Genomic DNA, 15,519 nt, shown 5'->3' on the forward strand with positions numbered 1-15,519 from the left:
CGAGTGGACGGGGACGCATGGACGGCTTCGGCCGGAGACTTCGCGCGACACGGACGTTCGCGGCGGAGCGCGGCTGGACCTTGGCCGCCTCGGGCGCGGACGAAGGCGTGCTCCTCGATCAGCTGCGGGGCGAGCCGTTCCACCCGCCCGAGTGGCCTCCGGACGCGTTCCCGTACCCGGTGCCCGGCCGTCATCGCCACCGGCTGTCGGACGTGATGCGCGGCGCGTACCGCGACCGGTCCGCGGTCGTCTTCGCGTACACGCGTGAGCAGGAGATCCTCGATGACGGCTTCGGGCGCCGCGGGTGGGAGCACTCGCGTCACTGGATCGCCGCCCTGCTGGACCTGCCGGCTCCGGTACCACGCCTGCAGGTGACGCCGCGCACAGCGGTGCTCCCCGCGCGGCCGGGTGTCACGATCGGCGATCCGCGCGTGGACGAGCGGTTCCACGTCCACACCGACGACCCCGCGTGGGCGGGCTCGGCACTGCGGGGCCTGGCCCCGGTCCTGCTCGACGGGCCCGCGTGGCGGATCTCGGGTACGGCCATCCTGACGTGGACCTGGGCCGGACCGGTGCCCGGCGTTCCACTCGACCAGGTCGACGCCGCGCTGGAGCGCCTGGCCACGATCGCCGGGCGCCTCGTGCCACCGGCCTGAACCGGGGGCCGGCGCTCAGGCGGCGGTCGCCTCCGCGGCGCGGGCCTCCCAGACGAGGCCGAGCTTCGGCTCGTCGTCCGGGACGTCGGCGTCCTTCGGCAGGCTCCAGATCACCTCGTACGTCACCGTGTGGTCGCGGCCGTCGCCGTGGCCGGTCCAGCGGCCGACGCCCTGGTCGTAGCACGTCCGGCCGGTGAAGTCGGCCAGGGTTCCGGTGAAGACGGGGAACGGCATGAGGGACGGGGTGCTCTCGAAGATGGAGAGCCGCAGACGCTGAGCGAGGGGGCCGGTCGCGTCGCCCTGGGAGTACATCGCGACGCCGGCGTCGGCGGGGCCGTTGAAGGTGACGGTGACGGAGACGGCACCGCGCTTGCCGGGCTCGACGCCGTTCAGGGGCAGCCAGGTGGCGGACGTCACATCGTCGGTGAGGGTGATGGGTCGGGTCATGCGACGCACCTCGATTCAGTTAGGCAGCCTAATTAACATAACCGGCACTGACCTGCGGATATTCCGCCGACAGCGTGACCCGAGCGGGGTCAGAGACCACGGTTGCGAGGGCGACGCACCGTACGGGCGCGTGCACTCGGAGCGGTCCGCACGCCGGTAAACTCGAAGGCGACACTCTCTATCTCCGAGAGACGAGGTGGGTCCCATGCCGGCGCCCGACCGGGAGCGCCTCATCGAAGAGCTGGGCCACCAAGCGCGCGCGAGCACCCTGTGGACGGTTCTGCTCCACAACGCCATCGCCAGCAGGTCGGGGATCAACGTCACCGACATGCAGTGCATCAACCTGCTCCAGCTGCGCGGCCCGATGACGCCGGGGCAGCTGGCGGACGCGATGTTCCTCACCACGGGCGGGGCGATCACGGCGGTGATCGACCGGCTGGAGAAGGCCGGCATGGTGCGCCGCCGCCGCGACGAGGACGACCGTCGCCGGGTCATCGTGGAGGCGGCCGAGGGCGGCGCGACCGCGGCGCTGAGCGCCCGCTTCGCGCCGGTGGCCGAGCAGTACGGCAAGCTCCTCGAGTCCTACTCCGACGAGCACCTCGCGGTGATCCTCGACTACCTGAAGCGCACCAACGAGGGGTCCCCGGAGATGATCGAGCAGGTCCGGCAGCTCGACTGATCTCCGCCTCCGGGAATCTGCCATCTTTGTGTCAGATAGGGCGCTTTTCCCTCGCCTAGGCGGATTTGCCGCTGTTAGCTTCGGATTCCATGACAGCCAGCGAGGGAGCGCCCGCGACGGCGCTGGACGCCTTCATCGACGCCCTGCCCAAAGTAGAACTTCACGTTCATCTGGTCGGTTCCGCCTCAGTGCCGACCGTGCTCGAACTGGCCCGCCGGCACACCGGCCACATGATCCCGACGGATGAGGAGTCGCTGCGGAGGTTCTATGAGTTCCGCGACTTCCCGCACTTCGCCCAGGTCTACCTCGCGGTCAACGGCCTCATCCGCGAGCCGGAGGACGTCGCCGCCCTCGTCGTCGGCGCGGCCCGCGACCTCGCCGCGCAGAACGTCCGCTACTTCGAGCTGACCGTCACGCCGTACACGCACGTCGTCACGATGGGCATGCCGGCGACCGGGGTCACCGAGGCACTGGACATCGCCGCCCGTGAGGTCGCGGACCTGATCGAGGTCGCGTACGTCTTCGACATCCCCGGCGAGTACGGCGACGAGGCGGCGCGGGCGACGATCGACCACGCGCTCACCCATCCGCCGCGCGCCCTCGTCGGCTTCGGGATCGGCGGCGTCGAGCAGGACCGGGCCGGGCACGAGGAGGCGATCCGCGACGCGTTCCGCGCCGCCGTCGCGGCCGGTCTGCACAGCGTGCCGCACGCCGGCGAGATGAGCGGGCCGGAGACCATCTGGGAGGCCGTCCGCGAGCTGCGCGCCGAGCGGATCGGCCACGGCATCCGCTGCGTCGAGGACCCGGAGCTGATGGCCCACCTGCGGGAGACGCAGCTGCCCCTGGAGGTCTGCCCGACCTCGAACGTGTGCACCCGGCAGGTGCCCTCCCTCGCCGCGCATCCGCTCCCCCGGCTGCTGGAGGAGGGGCTGTACGTCACGCTGAACAGCGACGACCCGCCGATGTTCAACACGACGCTGACCAATGAGTACCGCGTCGCCGCGCGCGACCTCGGTCTCGGCGCGGACGGCGTGGCCGAACTGGCACGCAACACCGTACGCGCGTCGTTCCTGGCCGAAGACCGCAAGCAGGCGATCCTCGACGAGCTGGACGCCGTACGGGCCGCCGGGCCGATCGAGGCCGCCGGGGCGGAGTGAGGCCGCCGGGGCGGAGTGAGGCCGGCATCCCCCTGAGCCGGGATGCCCGAAGAAAATTTGAAATGTCACTGTCCGCCCGGATACGTCGCTAGCGTCACCTCCAATCACCGACCTACCGGGATGGAACCGTGGCCGAGGCCGTCAGCGACTCATCGATCACCGCCACCGCGGCCGGCGGTCTCGTGCGCGTCGCCCTGCGCACCGACGGCCGCGTCCAGGCGATCAAGCTCGCCCCGCAGGTGAAGCGCCTTCCCGTCACCGAGCTCGCCGACGCGATCGTGGAGGCGGTGTCGACGGCGCAGCAAGAGCTCCTCCGCCGCGCCGCCGAGGCGCGGCGCGAGGCGAGCCGCGACGCGGCCGAGCGCCTGTCGGCGGAGTTCGACCACATCAACGCCGAGTACCTGCGCAGGACGGCGGTCTACGACGCTCTCGGCACCGAGATCCTCAAGCGAATGGAGGGCTGACGGGATGGGAGAGGACCAGCGGACGCTCACCGCCGACCAGACCATGCTCGGCAAGACCGAATGGGCGCTTCGCAGCACCCCCGAGGGGACCTATGACGCGCACGTCGCGCTGACCACCATCGAGGACCCCGCAACCCGCGCCGCTCTGCCGACTCACAAGGGATACGGGACCGAGACCTGGGAGTCCGACCCCGACTTCCGTACGCAGCACTTCTCCCAGCGGTACAGCCGGTTGCTCTACAGCCTCTACTGGGCCGACCAGCGGATCTTCCAGGAACGATTCATCACCGCCGACAGCCTTCGCCTGATGGGCTCCCGGTACACGGCGGCCGAGGACCAGAGCCTGCGCGCCGTGTTCGACGTGCCGCTGCCGCCGAAGCTGACCGACTGAGGAGGACGCGGTGCTGAAGATGCCGGACGAACTGGCGGAGACGGCGAAACTCGCCGGGTACCAGCCTCCGGGCGTCGACGAGGACATCCTGCGTGGGCTCGCCACGGCCTGGACGTCGGCGGCCGGTGACTTCACCGCGAACGCCGACTGGCCCATGAAGCAGCCCGGAACGGTGTGGGATCCGAACACGTCGTGGGTACGCGGCAAGGACCGGCCGCTGGACGCGTTCGTCGACTTCTATGAGAACTACCCGCGCAAGCACTACCACACCGTCGCCGCCCAGACCGGGCCGGTGGCCGGGGCGCTGAACAGCATCGCCGGGATCATCCTCAACCATCGGAAGGCCGCCTACGCCGCCCTCGAAGCCGCCCGGAAGAATCTCTCCCGCGACGGCCACATGTTCGGCGCCAAGTACGTCACCGTCCTCGGCATGCACCTCTACCTTCCCGGCCTCACCGGCGAGGACAGCGACCTCGTCGACGAGGACTTCGGGACGGTCGACGCCCTGAAGGACCAGCTCGGGCGGCTGAACCAGCAGACGCAACAGTCGATCAACGCGCAGGTGAAGATCATCGACCAGGCCGGCGCGGCGCTCGACCGGGTCGCCGACAACGCGGCCAAGGCGACCGCCCCACTGCCGAACGGGCCGGAGTACGTCTCGTCCGGCGTTCCCAGCAGCTACGAGCACTGGGTGGAGCACGGCCGCTAACGGCCGCCGGAGGAGACCCAGTACTGGTAGTCGTCAGGCGTGCTCTTCGCGTAGTCGGATCCGCCGGGAAGCGCACCGGTCGTCTTCGTGGCGTTGTCGGAGACCCCGTCCAGGGCGCTCGTGGCGGCGGTGATGATTTTGACCTGAGCGTCGATCAGGTCCTGGGTGTGCTGATTCAGCTTCTTGAGCGAGTCCATCGCGGCATTGATCGCCGCCGAGTCGGTGTCGACGTCGGACTCGCTTTCGCCCTTGACGTGAAAGAAGAGCACCGTGTGGTAGGCGCCGCCCAGCATGTGCCCGCCGCGAGAGAGCACGTCCTTGGTGGACTTCAGCGTCTCGTACGCGGCCTTCTTGTGGCCGGCGATGATACCGGCGATGTTGTTCAGTGCTCCGGCCACCACCGGCCCCTGCGCCGCGACGGTGTGGAAATGCTTACGCGGGTAGTTCTCCCAGAAATCGGTGAACGCGTCGAGCGGGCGATCGTTCCCTCGTTCCCAGGTGGTGGTGGGGTCCCAAACACTCCCGGGCGCCTTCATGGGCTGATCCACCATGTTCTTGAACGTTTTCTCGGCCACACCCCAGCTCTTGGCCAGAGACGTGAGCTTGTCCTCGTTGATGGCGATCGGCGTGTATCCGACGAGACGTGCCGTCTCGACGAGATCATCCGGCATCTTGATCATCAGGCAGCCCTTCAGCCGTCCAGTCTCGGCGGGAGTTTCACATTGAAGACATCACGCTTATTGTCGTCTTCGGTGGCCTCGAAGATCTTCGCCATCTTTTCCAAGCAGTCCTTTATCTCCAGCCGCTCATTGATGGTCAGAATCTGATCGGCCCGGAAAAGGCTGTAGCTGAGACGACTGTAGGCCTGCGAGAAATTCTGCGTCCTGGCGTCCTTGTCGGAGGCGAACTCCGTGTTCGACTCGGGATAGTACGGAATCTCGATGGCCAGCAGGTCGTTCTGATTTTCCAGGTAGTTGCCGTCCACCCCCCACATCACCGCGTCGCTCGTGTTCCGCAGCATCTCCGGGTCGTTGGTCAACGACCGCCCGTGATCTCCCATTGCGTCAACCGTCCATTCGTTTGAGGATCTCGGCGCCCATCTGCTGGTAGACGGCCGTCTGGCGGAGGTACTCGGCGTTGATCTCCTCGAGTTCGCGGGACAGGCGCTGCGCCGCCTCCTGATCCGCCTCGCGTCTGCCGTCGGCGACTCGCCGCAGGAGTTCCTCCTGCGCGGCCGACAGCGCCTCGAGGACGGCGTCGGCGAGGTCGCCCATGGCGAGGCGCTTCGCCTGGGGAGCGATGGTCACGGACTTGATCAGACCGTCGGCGCCGAAGGAGACGCGGACCATGCCGTCGGCCGCGGTCCCGGTGACCGGCGAGTCCTGGCGCTCGGAAGCTTTGCCCATCGGTTCCATCTCTGCCGGGCGGGCGGCAGCGGAGGCCGACCCGATCCTGAAAAGGATCATGCTAACGACGCCAGTCACGCATTTGGTGGGATATCTCGCAATGACGAATAACCCGGGCAGTCGACAGGTCAGTCTTCGGTGAACGCGCGGAGGCGCTCCATGGTCTCGATGTACTCCTCGACCATCTCGTAGATCACCCGTGAGACGGGCTTCACCTGGTTCATGGTGCCGACGATCTGGCCGACCGGGAAGGTCGTCAAATCGCCCGCGCCGGCGCGGTTGATGCGCTGGAGCGCGTCGGAGATCAGCATGAACTGCATCGGCATCGGAAGCGTGCCGGGCGACTCGGGCGACTCCCACGCGTCGGTCCACGCCGTCCTGAGCATCCGCGCCGGCTTCCCCGTCCAGGAGCGCGAGCGTACGGTGTCGCGTGAGGTCGCGGCGAGAAGCCGGTCGCGCGACGCCTCCGGCGTGTCGGCCTCCTCGACGGTCAGCCAGACCGAGCCGGTCCAGACTCCGTCGGCGCCGAGCGCCATCCCGGCGGCCATCTGACGGCCCCGCCCGATGCCGCCCGCGGCGAGCACCATCGTGTCCGGGCCGACGGCGTCGACAACCTCGGGGAGCAGCACCATCGTGGAGATCTCGCCCGTGTGGCCGCCGGCCTCGGTGCCCTGGGCGACGATGACGTCGACGCCCACGTCGACCTGCTTGCGCGCGTGCCGGGCGCTGCTGGCCAGGCCGGCGACGGTCACGCCGTGGCGGTGCGCCTCCTCGACCACGTCCGCGGGGGGCGGGCCCAGCGCGCTGGCGAGCAGCGCGATCGGATGCTTCAGCGCCACCTCGACCTGGGGACGGGCCGTGGCGTCGGTCCAGCCGAGCAGGTAACGGCCGACGCCCTCCTCGGTGAGCGGGGCGACGCCGTGCCGTTCGAGCAGGTCGTTGACGAATCGCCGGTGCCCCTCGGGGATCATGCTCTGCAGCCCGCTGAGCATCTCGCCCGCGTCGCCGAGGTCCGCGCCCTCGTACTTGGCCGGCATGACGACGTCGACGCCGTACGGCCGGCCGCCCACGTGCTCGTCGATCCAGGCCAGCTCGGTCTCGAGCTCGTCGGGGGTGAAGTACAGGGCGCCGAGGACGCCCATGCCGCCCGCGCGGCTCACCGCCGCGACCACGTCGCGGCAGTGACTGAACGCGAAGATCGGATACTCGATGCCGAAGAGCTCGGTGACTCGTGTCCGCACGTCTCCGACAATACACACAGAAGTGGAACGTGTTCTAGTTCCAATCGTGGCCAGCCGGAGCGTGCGCCCGTAGGCCAGGTGGAACACGTACCAGAAACCTATGCGCCATCTGTCCGCAACTGGGGTGTTGACGGCGGTATGACCCGTTGTTAACTTTCGCGCCTGGGCTCTCGCTGAGAGTGCGGCGTCCGGAGGGCCGACGCGGATGACCGAAGCGATCGGAGTGGTCCGGGGCAGAGCCGGCCCGCAGGTGGCGGGACCGGTCGGCGAGCTCTCGGCGCATGCCCTCGTGGGCCGCGGACCGCTGCTGGAGGCGGCTCGCGCACAGCTCGCGGCCGGCAGCGTGCTGCTGACCGGCCCGGCGGGCATCGGCAAGTCCACTCTCCTGTCCGCGCTGGCCGCCGAGGTCACCGGCCACCGGATCCTGCGCTGCTCGCTGTCGCAGACCGAGCACCACCTGCCGTTCCTCGGCCTCATCGACCTGCTGGCCGACACCGGCGACGAGATCCTACACACGCTGCCCGCGCCGCAGCGCGCCGCCCTGGAGTCCGCGCTGCTCCGGCGCACCGACCCGGTCGGCGAACGCGACGGCCTCAGTCTGCGGATGGCCGTGCTGGCCACCTTCCGCGCCCTGTGCGCGAGCGGCCCGGTGCTGATCGTGGTGGACGACGCCCAGTGGCTCGACGCGCCCAGCGCGGAGCTACTGGCGTTCATCGCCCGCCGCGCCCACGGGCTGCCGCTGCGGGCCCTGGTCGGGCAGCGCACCGGTGCGGGAGGTTCCCGGCCGGAGCCCCGCCTGTGTCCCCCGCCGGTTCGCGCGTTCGACGTGCCGCCGATGACCGCGGCCGAGGTCACGCGGCTGCTCGGCGAGCTCGAACTGCCACGTGCCGTCCTGGCGAAGGTGCACCGCGCCAGCGGCGGCAACCCGTTCTTCGCGGTCGAGCTGGGCCGCGCGCTCGCCGAACACGACGGGCCGCTGGACCCGGCGGCGCCGCTGCCCGTACCCGACGGCCTGCGCTCCCTCATGCTCGGCCGGCTGCTGGCCCTGTCTTCCGGGGCCCGGCGCACCCTGCTCACCGCCTGCGCGGCGGCCCGCCCGACCCTGGCCCTGCTGCGCGGCGCCGGGCGCCCCGACGCGGACGCCGACCTCGCCGAGGCGCGGGAGGCCGGCATCGTCGCGCCGGGCGAGGTCGTGCGGTTCACCCATCCCCTGCTGGCGGCCGTGCTGTACGCCGAGGCGCCCGAACGCGACCGGCTCGCCGTGCACGCCGCGCTGGCCGACGTGGTCACCGACCCGGTCGAACGGGCCCGCCACCTGGCCCTCGTCGCGCCCGGCCGCGACGCGGAGGTGGCCGCCACGCTGGACGAGGCCGCCGCGGCCGCCCGGCGGCGTGGCGCCCCCGCGGCGGCGGCGCGGCTCGGCCTGCTGGCCGCCGACCGTACGCCGCGGGCGGATGAGGAGACCGGGCTGCGGCTCACCGCCGCCGAGGACGCCCTCGCCTCGGGTGAGTTCGCGCTGGCCCGCGGCATCGCCGAAGAGGTCCTCGCCCACGCCTCGATCCCGGCCGAGCGCGTACGGGCCTGGATCGTGCTGCTCGACTCCGGCGGCCAGGCACTCGCCGAACTGGACGACGTCTTCCCGCGCGCCCTCGCCGACGCGCGCGACGACCCCGCGCTGCTCGCCCCGCTGCGCTACCGGCTCGCCTGGCGGGCGTGGCTGGTGAAGGGCTCGGCGCCACGGGCGCGCGACGAGGCGGCCACCGCGGCCCGGCTCGCCGCCGAGGCGGGCGACCGCCGTACCGAGGTGCTGGCGCTGACCAAGCAGGCCCTCGCGGAGTTCCACACCGGACGGCTGGAGGCCGAACGGACCCTCGAACGCGCGCTGAGCGGCCCGCAGGACCCGGCCATCCGGTTCGACCACAACGGCCCGGTGTACCTCCGCCACCGGCATCACCTGCTGCACGACCGGCTGGAGGAGGCGCGGGCGGAACTGCGCTCGCTGACGTACGCGGTGCGGCAGCGGGGCGCGGTGGAGGACCTGTTCATGTGCCTGTACGGGTCCGCGCAGGTGGAGATCTTCCGTGGCCGCTGCGACCGGGCGATCGACCTGGCCGAGCAGTGCCTGCGGCTCGCCGAGGACAGTGAGCTGAGCCGGGGGCCGGCCTGGTGCGCGGTGGCCTTCGCCGAGGCCGCCGGCGGCGCGCTCGACCGCGCGCTGGCCGCGGCCGAGCGCGCCGTCGCGCACAGCGAGGACGACGGCGACCTGCTCTTCCTGCCGCACTCGCTGCACGCGGCCGGGCACATCCGGCTGCTGCGCGGCGACGCGGCCGGAGCCGCCGACGCGTTGCGCCGCGTCCGCCGGCTGGAGCGCGGGCAGGGCCTGGTCGAACCGGCGATGCGCCGCTGGCACGCCGACCTGGCCGAGGCACTCGTCGCCACCGGCGCGTCCGGCGAGGCGGCCGAGGTGATCGAGGAGACCCGGCGCGACGCCGTACGCCTCGGCCGGCGCGGAGTGCTGGCGGTGCTGGAACGCGCGTCGGCCCTGGTGACCGCGGCACGCGGCGACCTGGACGGCGCGGTGGAGGGCCTGACCCGGGCCGTGGAGACGCTGGCCGCCTCGCCGTACCCGCTGGAGGAGGGCCGCGCCCGCCTGGAACTCGGCCGCCTGCGCGTCCGGATGGACGCCCCGGCGCCCGCACGCGAGTCGTTGCGCGCGGCGCACCGGGTCTTCACCCGCGCGAAGGCCGCACCGTGGGTGGCGGCGGTGACCGCCGAACTGGACCACCTGGACGTGGGCGCCCCCAGGCCGGCGGCCGAGGCGGACGCGCTGCACACACTGACCGGCGTCGAACGACGCGTGGCGATGCTGGTCGCCGACGGCGCGACGAACCGCGAGATCGCGACCCGCCTGTTCGTGAGCGTGAAGACGGTGGAGGCCGCTCTCACCCGGACGTACCGGAAACTGGGCATCCGCTCCCGCGTCGACCTCGCCCGCCTCGCCGCCGCCCACCGCACCGGCGACCGTCCGGCCTGACACGGCGGTGCGAAGAGTGAGGATCGGCAAGCCGGTGCGGGCATCGGGGTGACCGTTCTCATCCTCGGGGTCAGCGTGCGGATTTCCATCGCCTCGTCGTGTTCGCGGGCGAGCAGGTACGCGCCGCGGAAGCCCTCCAGGCCGCGGAGGTGGCCGAGCACCTCCGTCGTGAAGACCTCGCGGTAGCGTTCGGCGTCCTCGGGGCCGCGGGTCCGTGCCTGCCAGATGCGTGCGATCATGCCGCGCCTTCTCCTCTCGTACGGGCCGTCTGCCGACGAGTCTCGGCCCGCGCGCGAGAGCGGCGCTTGAAGATGGTTGCTCAGTCCGCGACGAGCAGTCGGCGCAGCGCACGCGGCGTGTGGCCGCACTCCTCGCGTACGGTGCGGGTCAAATGGGCGTGGCCGGCGAACCCCAGGTCGGCGGCGAGGCCGGCCAGGTCCGCACGGCCGGCCTCGATCGCGTCCAGCGCGCGCAGCACGCGGACGCGGGTGCGGTAGGCGCTCAGGGTCAGCCCGGTCTGCCGGTGGAAGACCCGGCTCAGGTGGTACGGCGAGCAGCCGAGGCGCCGTGCCGTCTCCCGCAGGCCGAGCGCGACCGGGTCGAGGGTCAGCAGTTCCCGTGCCGCGTCCGCCAGGGCGCGCCGCGCCGCCCCCGTGGCGGGGCGGGTGGACGGCTCGGCCACGTGCGCCCGCCGGTCGTCGAACAGGCCGCCCACCAGGTCCGCGGTGAGTTCGGCCAGCGCGAACGGGTCGGCGCTGCGGCGGACCCGGGCGAGCAGGAGCCGGTGCGTGACGGCGAGGCGGCCGGTCACCGCGGCGGTCGGGCGTACCGGGACGCCGCCGGTCAGCTCGATCATGAATGACGGCGACAGCGACAGGACGGTGCAGACGTCCTCGGCCCCCACGCGGTGGGCGATGCTCTGCTCGTCGGCCGGCCCGCCGAGATAGGCGGTGACCGGATCGGCCAGGAACGCGTGACCGCCGACCCTCGCCCGGAACACGCCGCCGCACACGAGCGTCAGCCGGTGACCGGACGGCGGATCCGGGTCGGTCCAGTCTTCGGTGGTGGCCCGGATCACCACCCGCTCGACCCGGAACCCGTCCCCGGCCGTGACCGGCGTCACCGTACGCACGCGGCCGACGCTACCCCCGCGACGGGCCGCTCTCCACCGTCACGACCGGGTCAGCCCCTCGCGCTTGAGCCTGCGCCAGCCACCCGCCCGGTTGTTGGCGATGATCTGCTTGAACATGGCGGTGAGGGCGGGCGCGTTGATGGGATCGCCCTGGTAGAAGGCCACCGTACGGGCGGTCTTGTTGTCGTGGCCGCCGGTGATGATGCCTTCGGGGTCGGGCACGATCGCGCCGTCGTAGAGGAAGACGTTGACGTGGTCCTTGGTCGCCAGCAGCGCGCAGATGTTGCCCTGCAGCACGAAGTACGGCCGGTCGGTGCGCTTGATCGTCTCGGCCACCTCCTCGTCGGCCGCGTGGACGAGCTCGCGGACCTCACGGCAGACGGCCTGCTGCCAGCCCGGCAGGGCCTCGATGTAGGCGTCGACGCGGGGATCGGTGACGTAGGCCATGGCGCATCCACCTCGGGTCTCGACACGGGCGGCCGGCGCCCCCCGGACTCCATTTCTATCCCGGGGGTACGACAGCGCGGACGCTCAGACCCAGATGGCGCACGGGAGCCCGTCGCCGAAGACCTCCGGGGTGCCCGGCAGGCTCTCGGCGGTTCCCGCGAGGACGCGCCGTGCCGTCCAGGCGGCCGCGGCGGCGTCGAGGACGTCGTCGACCTTGGCGGCCGCACCGGCCGGTCCGAGGTCGCCGGCGAGGACGACGCCGTCGTCGGCCAGCAGCTCCCGGCGGGTCTCCGCGCCCGCCCAGGTCATCTTGCGGGCCAGCGGACGGCGGTTCGCCATGCGGGCGAAGCAGACCTCGGGATGCACCTCGACGACGCGGAACGAGACCTGCCGCACCCATACGTCCACTTCCAGGATCTTCCTTGCCAGCGCGAACGCCTGCGCCGACACTCCCGCACCGCCCAGACCGCGGTTGATCCGGACGGCCTCGGCATGCGTCTCCGCCTCGATGGCGGCCCGTACGGGCGTCATGAACACCGAGGCCCGCCGCGCGCCGACGTACTCGCGCGCGAGCAGGTCCGCCTGCCGTGGCCCGCGGTCGGGCAGGCCGATGGGCATGTCGACGCCCACGACCGCGACCGGTCCGTCTCGTACCGCGTCCGCGAGGAGCCGCTCGATGCCGGTGGCGAAGTACGCGGCCGGACGACCGCCGTCGAGAGCGATGCCCACCCATCCGCCCGCGCACCCGTCGACGCCGATCACCCGCTGGTCGTCCATGTGGCCGGTCACCTCACCGTCTCCACGATCCTCCAGGTGATGCGGTCGCCGCTCCAGGTGGGCCCGCTCCCCATCACCCCCTCGCTGTGGGCCGCCTACCCGCACTCCGGCGCCTGACCCCGGCCGTCCGCATCGGTCCCTCCGCCGTAGGGATATCCCTACGGCTCTCCCGAGGGGGTTCACCCGCCCGGCCTTCGTACGGAAACTCCTGACCAGGAGGCGGCGAAAGCGACACTTCGCCGAAACCCGGAAGGAGGTCTCGCCGCCGGAACACGCCCGCCGGGCCCGGATCGCGCGCCGGGGTCGCGGGTGGTGTCCGGGTCGCCGCCGCGGCGCCCGCTCCCGTGGACCTTCCCCGCCAAGGCCCTCCGGATCGGGCAGGACCGCCAGGCCCCGCACCGCGGCCGTCCTCCGGGACGGCCGCCGGCCCCTGCTCCGTTCCGTCTGCCCGCCACCGCGGGCGCATCGCTCAACGGCGAAAGGAACCCTCCGCCCATGTCCAGACCTCGCATCGCGATGGTGTCGGCGACCGCCGTACTCACCGTCGCGGCCGCGCTACTGGCCACCCCGGCCGCCGGTGCCTCACCGCAGCGGCCCGCCGCGCCCAAGCCGAACGCGGGCCGTTCGGCGTTCACGCCGGACGACTTCACCACCGATCCGTCCGCGAGTACGCGCAAGCAGGCGATCGCCGACGCGCGCAAGGCTCTCTCGGCGCACAAGGGCACTGCCCACGTGAAGTCCGGGGACGCGTTCACGCCCCGTACGGTCGTCGTCGCCAAGAACGGGGCCGCCGACGTCCGCTTCGACCGGACCTTCCACGGCCTGCCGGTGTACGGCGGCGACCTGGTCGTCCACCTGAAGCCCGGCGGTTCGTACCGTGCGCTGAACATCGCGACGCCCGCCGCCTCGGTGTCCACCACCCCGAAGGTCGCCGCGTCCGCCGCCGCCGGCACGTCCCGCGCGCGGCTGCACGGCACGGTCGCCTCGGTCGGCAGGCCGCACCTCGCGGTCTGGGCCACCGGACGCTCCTCCCAGCTCGTCTGGGAGACCGTCGTACGCGGCGTGCGCGCCGACCAGACGCCGAGCGTCCTGCACGTCCTGGTCGACGCGGTCAAGGGCAAGGTCGTGACGCAGCGGGACGAGGTCGACACCCTGCTCTCGCCCGCCCAGCAGAAGGCCGCCGCCGCGCGCAGGGGCGTCACGCCGCTGGTCGCCGGCACGGGCAACTCGATCTACAGCGGTTCGGTGCCGATCGACCTGACCCAGTCGGGCAGCACGTACCAGATGAAGGACCCGTCGCACGGCAACGGGTACACCACGAACCTGAACCACTCCACGAGCGGCACCGGGACGATCTTCAGCAACAGCACCGGGACGTTCGGCAACGGCACCAACAGCGACGCCGCGTCGGCCGGCGTCGACGCGCACTTCGGCGCCGCGGAGACGTTCGACTACTACAAGAACGTGCACGGCCGTAACGGCATCTTCGGCAACGGCGCGGGCGTGCCGTCGCGGACGCACTACGGCAACGCGTACGTCAACGCCTTCTGGGACGGCTCGCAGATGACGTACGGCGACGGCTCGGGCAACGCCCGTCCGCTCGTCGAGATCGACGTCGCCGGGCACGAGATGAGCCACGGTGTCAGCGGCGCCCTCACCGGCTGGGACGAGACCGGCGAGACCGGCGGCATGAACGAGGGCACCAGCGACATCTTCGGCACGATGGTGGAGTTCTACGCGAACAACTCCCACGACACGCCCGACTACACCATGGGCGAGCTGATCAACATCAACGGTGACGGCACGCCGCTGCGGTACATGTACCAGCCCTCGCTCGACGGCGCGTCGCCGAACTGCTACACGAGCAGCAACGGCTCGCTGGACCCGCACTACTCCCTCGGTCCGCTGGCGCACTGGTTCTTCCTGCTGGCCGTCGGCAGCGGCAACCACGGGTACGGCAACAGCCCGACCTGCAACAACTCGACGGTCACCGGCATCGGCAACGACAAGGCCGCCAAGATCTGGTACCGCGCGCTCGCCTCGTACGCGACCAGCAGCGAGAACTACTCCCGCGCGCGCACCGACTCGCTGAAGGCCGCCGCCGACCTGTACGGCACCCACTGCACCGAGTACAACACCGTGGACGCCGCCTGGGCGGCCGTCAGCGTCACCGGCACCGACCCGGTCCCCGGCACCTGCCCCGGCCAGCCCGGCAGCCCGTCGGTGACCAACCCCGGTAGCCAGACGAGCACGGTCGGCACGGCCGTCAGCCTGCAGATCCAGGCGAGCGACCCGGGCGGCCAGACGCTCACCTACAGCGCCACGGGCCTGCCCGCCGGCCTGTCGATCAACGCCTCGACCGGCCTGATCTCCGGCACGCCGACCACGGCGGGCACCTCGTCGGTGACGGTGACCGCGAAGAACACCTCGAACGCGACCGGCTCGACGACGTTCACGTGGACGGTGAACCCGGTCGGCGGCGGCTGCTCCTCGACCGGCAACAAGGTCACCAACGGCGGCTTCGAGAGCGGCACGTCGCCGTGGACGACGAGCTCCGGAGTCGTCTCGGCCAACGGCAGCGGTGAGAGCGCCCACTCGGGCGGCTACTTCGCGTGGTTCGACGGCTACGGCACCACCCACACCGACACCGCCACCCAATCCATCAGCATCCCGTCCGGATGCCACGCATCGCTCACGTTCTACCTGCACATCGACACGAGCGAATCCGGATCCACCGCCTACGACAAGTTCACCGTCAAGATCGGCGGAACGACCCTCGCCACCTACAGCAACGCCAACGCCGCCTCCGGCTACACGGCCAGGACCTTCGACGTGTCCTCCTACGCCGGCCAGACGGTCACGTTGTCGTTCAGCGGCACCGAGGACTCGTCCCTGCAGACCAGCTTCGTCCTCGACGACGTCGCGGTGAACGCGTCCTGACCCGTACGGCCTGAAGGGCCCTGGACGAACGGCCCGGTG

16 protein-coding genes are annotated in these 15,519 nt (G+C 71.5%); 8 read left to right on the plus strand and 8 right to left on the minus strand.

Annotation, left to right across the window (positions count from 1 at the left end):
• Positions 1 to 17: 17 nt before the first annotated feature.
• The gene (locus ACQEV1_RS46795; RefSeq protein WP_433403922.1) at positions 18 to 656 is read left to right on the plus strand and encodes a hypothetical protein; all 639 of its coding nucleotides are present in this window, start codon (positions 18 to 20) and stop codon (positions 654 to 656) included.
• Positions 657 to 671: 15 nt separating this feature from the next.
• Here ACQEV1_RS46795 and ACQEV1_RS46800 read toward each other — a convergent pair whose 3' ends face one another.
• Positions 672 to 1,103, minus strand: a complete 432-nt coding sequence (locus tag ACQEV1_RS46800) for a hypothetical protein (RefSeq protein WP_285635507.1) — start codon at positions 1,101 to 1,103, stop codon at positions 672 to 674.
• Between the two features lie 205 nt (positions 1,104 to 1,308).
• Between ACQEV1_RS46800 and ACQEV1_RS46805 the strand changes: the two genes are divergently transcribed.
• From ACQEV1_RS46805 to ACQEV1_RS46825, 5 genes are all read left to right on the plus strand, one after another.
• Complete coding sequence (locus ACQEV1_RS46805) at positions 1,309 to 1,782, plus strand: MarR family transcriptional regulator (protein WP_433403925.1); 474 nt, start codon at positions 1,309 to 1,311, stop codon at positions 1,780 to 1,782.
• 89 nt (positions 1,783 to 1,871) lie between these two features.
• Positions 1,872 to 2,939, plus strand: coding sequence for an adenosine deaminase (gene add / locus ACQEV1_RS46810; protein ID WP_433403927.1), 1,068 nt, complete (start codon positions 1,872 to 1,874; stop codon positions 2,937 to 2,939).
• A gap of 128 nt (positions 2,940 to 3,067) precedes the next feature.
• A complete protein-coding gene (locus ACQEV1_RS46815) occupies positions 3,068 to 3,403 on the plus strand; it encodes a YbaB/EbfC family nucleoid-associated protein (protein ID WP_433403929.1) in 336 nt (111 codons plus the stop codon).
• A gap of 4 nt (positions 3,404 to 3,407) precedes the next feature.
• The gene (locus tag ACQEV1_RS46820; protein WP_433403931.1) at positions 3,408 to 3,794 is read left to right on the plus strand and encodes a hypothetical protein; all 387 of its coding nucleotides are present in this window, start codon (positions 3,408 to 3,410) and stop codon (positions 3,792 to 3,794) included.
• Between the two features lie 10 nt (positions 3,795 to 3,804).
• Entirely contained in the window at positions 3,805 to 4,503 is a 699-nt protein-coding gene (locus ACQEV1_RS46825; protein ID WP_433403933.1) for a hypothetical protein, read from the plus strand.
• Here the strand turns inward: ACQEV1_RS46825 and ACQEV1_RS46830 are convergent.
• The 4 genes from ACQEV1_RS46830 to ACQEV1_RS46845 all read right to left on the minus strand — a co-directional run bounded on the left by ACQEV1_RS46830 (position 4,500) and on the right by ACQEV1_RS46845 (position 7,150).
• Positions 4,500 to 5,183, minus strand: coding sequence for a hypothetical protein (locus ACQEV1_RS46830; RefSeq protein WP_433403936.1), 684 nt, complete (start codon positions 5,181 to 5,183; stop codon positions 4,500 to 4,502). The two genes, ACQEV1_RS46825 and ACQEV1_RS46830, sit on opposite strands and share 4 nt — an antisense overlap.
• 11 nt (positions 5,184 to 5,194) lie before the next feature.
• On the minus strand, positions 5,195 to 5,563 hold the full coding sequence (locus ACQEV1_RS46835; RefSeq protein WP_433403938.1) for a hypothetical protein: 369 nt from the start codon (positions 5,561 to 5,563) through the stop codon (positions 5,195 to 5,197).
• Between the two features lie 4 nt (positions 5,564 to 5,567).
• Positions 5,568 to 5,909, minus strand: coding sequence for a YbaB/EbfC family nucleoid-associated protein (locus ACQEV1_RS46840; protein ID WP_433403941.1), 342 nt, complete (start codon positions 5,907 to 5,909; stop codon positions 5,568 to 5,570).
• A gap of 128 nt (positions 5,910 to 6,037) precedes the next feature.
• The gene (locus ACQEV1_RS46845) at positions 6,038 to 7,150 is read right to left on the minus strand and encodes an NAD(P)H-dependent flavin oxidoreductase (RefSeq protein WP_433403944.1); all 1,113 of its coding nucleotides are present in this window, start codon (positions 7,148 to 7,150) and stop codon (positions 6,038 to 6,040) included.
• A gap of 205 nt (positions 7,151 to 7,355) precedes the next feature.
• On the opposite strand from ACQEV1_RS46845, the gene ACQEV1_RS46850 reads away from it, so the two are divergent.
• The gene (locus ACQEV1_RS46850) at positions 7,356 to 10,184 is read left to right on the plus strand and encodes an AAA family ATPase (RefSeq protein ID WP_433403947.1); all 2,829 of its coding nucleotides are present in this window, start codon (positions 7,356 to 7,358) and stop codon (positions 10,182 to 10,184) included.
• A 319-nt stretch (positions 10,185 to 10,503) separates the two neighbouring features.
• On the opposite strand, the gene ACQEV1_RS46855 is transcribed toward ACQEV1_RS46850, so the two are convergent.
• From ACQEV1_RS46855 to ACQEV1_RS46865, 3 genes are all read right to left on the minus strand, one after another.
• The gene (locus ACQEV1_RS46855) at positions 10,504 to 11,316 is read right to left on the minus strand and encodes a helix-turn-helix domain-containing protein (protein ID WP_433403950.1); all 813 of its coding nucleotides are present in this window, start codon (positions 11,314 to 11,316) and stop codon (positions 10,504 to 10,506) included.
• Between the two features lie 39 nt (positions 11,317 to 11,355).
• A complete protein-coding gene (locus ACQEV1_RS46860) occupies positions 11,356 to 11,763 on the minus strand; it encodes a DUF1801 domain-containing protein (protein WP_285635537.1) in 408 nt (135 codons plus the stop codon).
• An 84-nt stretch (positions 11,764 to 11,847) separates the two neighbouring features.
• Positions 11,848 to 12,540 carry a DUF429 domain-containing protein gene (locus ACQEV1_RS46865; protein ID WP_433403953.1) on the minus strand — a complete coding sequence of 231 codons (693 nt, stop codon included), beginning with the start codon at positions 12,538 to 12,540 and terminating at the stop codon, positions 11,848 to 11,850.
• Between the two features lie 495 nt (positions 12,541 to 13,035).
• Between ACQEV1_RS46865 and ACQEV1_RS46870 the strand changes: the two genes are divergently transcribed.
• Positions 13,036 to 15,480, plus strand: coding sequence for a M4 family metallopeptidase (locus tag ACQEV1_RS46870; protein ID WP_433403956.1), 2,445 nt, complete (start codon positions 13,036 to 13,038; stop codon positions 15,478 to 15,480).
• Positions 15,481 to 15,519: the final 39 nt, after the last annotated feature.

Origin of the sequence: Actinoallomurus sp. CA-142502, from assembly GCF_050936355.1 — a bacterium.
Taxonomy (GTDB): Bacteria; Actinomycetota; Actinomycetes; order Streptosporangiales; family Streptosporangiaceae; genus Actinoallomurus; species Actinoallomurus iriomotensis.

Bases quoted from the DNA above. Each gene is read 5' to 3' on its own strand.
- ACQEV1_RS46795 (WP_433403922.1), top strand. From the start codon at position 18: ATGGACGGCTTCGGCCGGAGACTTCGCGCGACACGGACGTTCGCGGCG.
- ACQEV1_RS46800 (WP_285635507.1), bottom strand. From the start codon at position 1,103: ATGACCCGACCCATCACCCTCACCGACGATGTGACGTCCGCCACCTGG.
- ACQEV1_RS46805 (WP_433403925.1), top strand. From the start codon at position 1,309: ATGCCGGCGCCCGACCGGGAGCGCCTCATCGAAGAGCTGGGCCACCAA.
- add (WP_433403927.1), top strand. From the start codon at position 1,872: ATGACAGCCAGCGAGGGAGCGCCCGCGACGGCGCTGGACGCCTTCATC.
- ACQEV1_RS46820 (WP_433403931.1), top strand. From the start codon at position 3,408: ATGGGAGAGGACCAGCGGACGCTCACCGCCGACCAGACCATGCTCGGC.
- ACQEV1_RS46830 (WP_433403936.1), bottom strand. From the start codon at position 5,183: ATGATCAAGATGCCGGATGATCTCGTCGAGACGGCACGTCTCGTCGGA.
- ACQEV1_RS46835 (WP_433403938.1), bottom strand. From the start codon at position 5,563: ATGGGAGATCACGGGCGGTCGTTGACCAACGACCCGGAGATGCTGCGG.
- ACQEV1_RS46840 (WP_433403941.1), bottom strand. From the start codon at position 5,909: ATGGGCAAAGCTTCCGAGCGCCAGGACTCGCCGGTCACCGGGACCGCG.
- ACQEV1_RS46850 (WP_433403947.1), top strand. From the start codon at position 7,356: ATGACCGAAGCGATCGGAGTGGTCCGGGGCAGAGCCGGCCCGCAGGTG.
- ACQEV1_RS46860 (WP_285635537.1), bottom strand. From the start codon at position 11,763: ATGGCCTACGTCACCGATCCCCGCGTCGACGCCTACATCGAGGCCCTG.
- ACQEV1_RS46865 (WP_433403953.1), bottom strand. From the start codon at position 12,540: ATGGACGACCAGCGGGTGATCGGCGTCGACGGGTGCGCGGGCGGATGG.
- ACQEV1_RS46870 (WP_433403956.1), top strand. From the start codon at position 13,036: ATGTCCAGACCTCGCATCGCGATGGTGTCGGCGACCGCCGTACTCACC.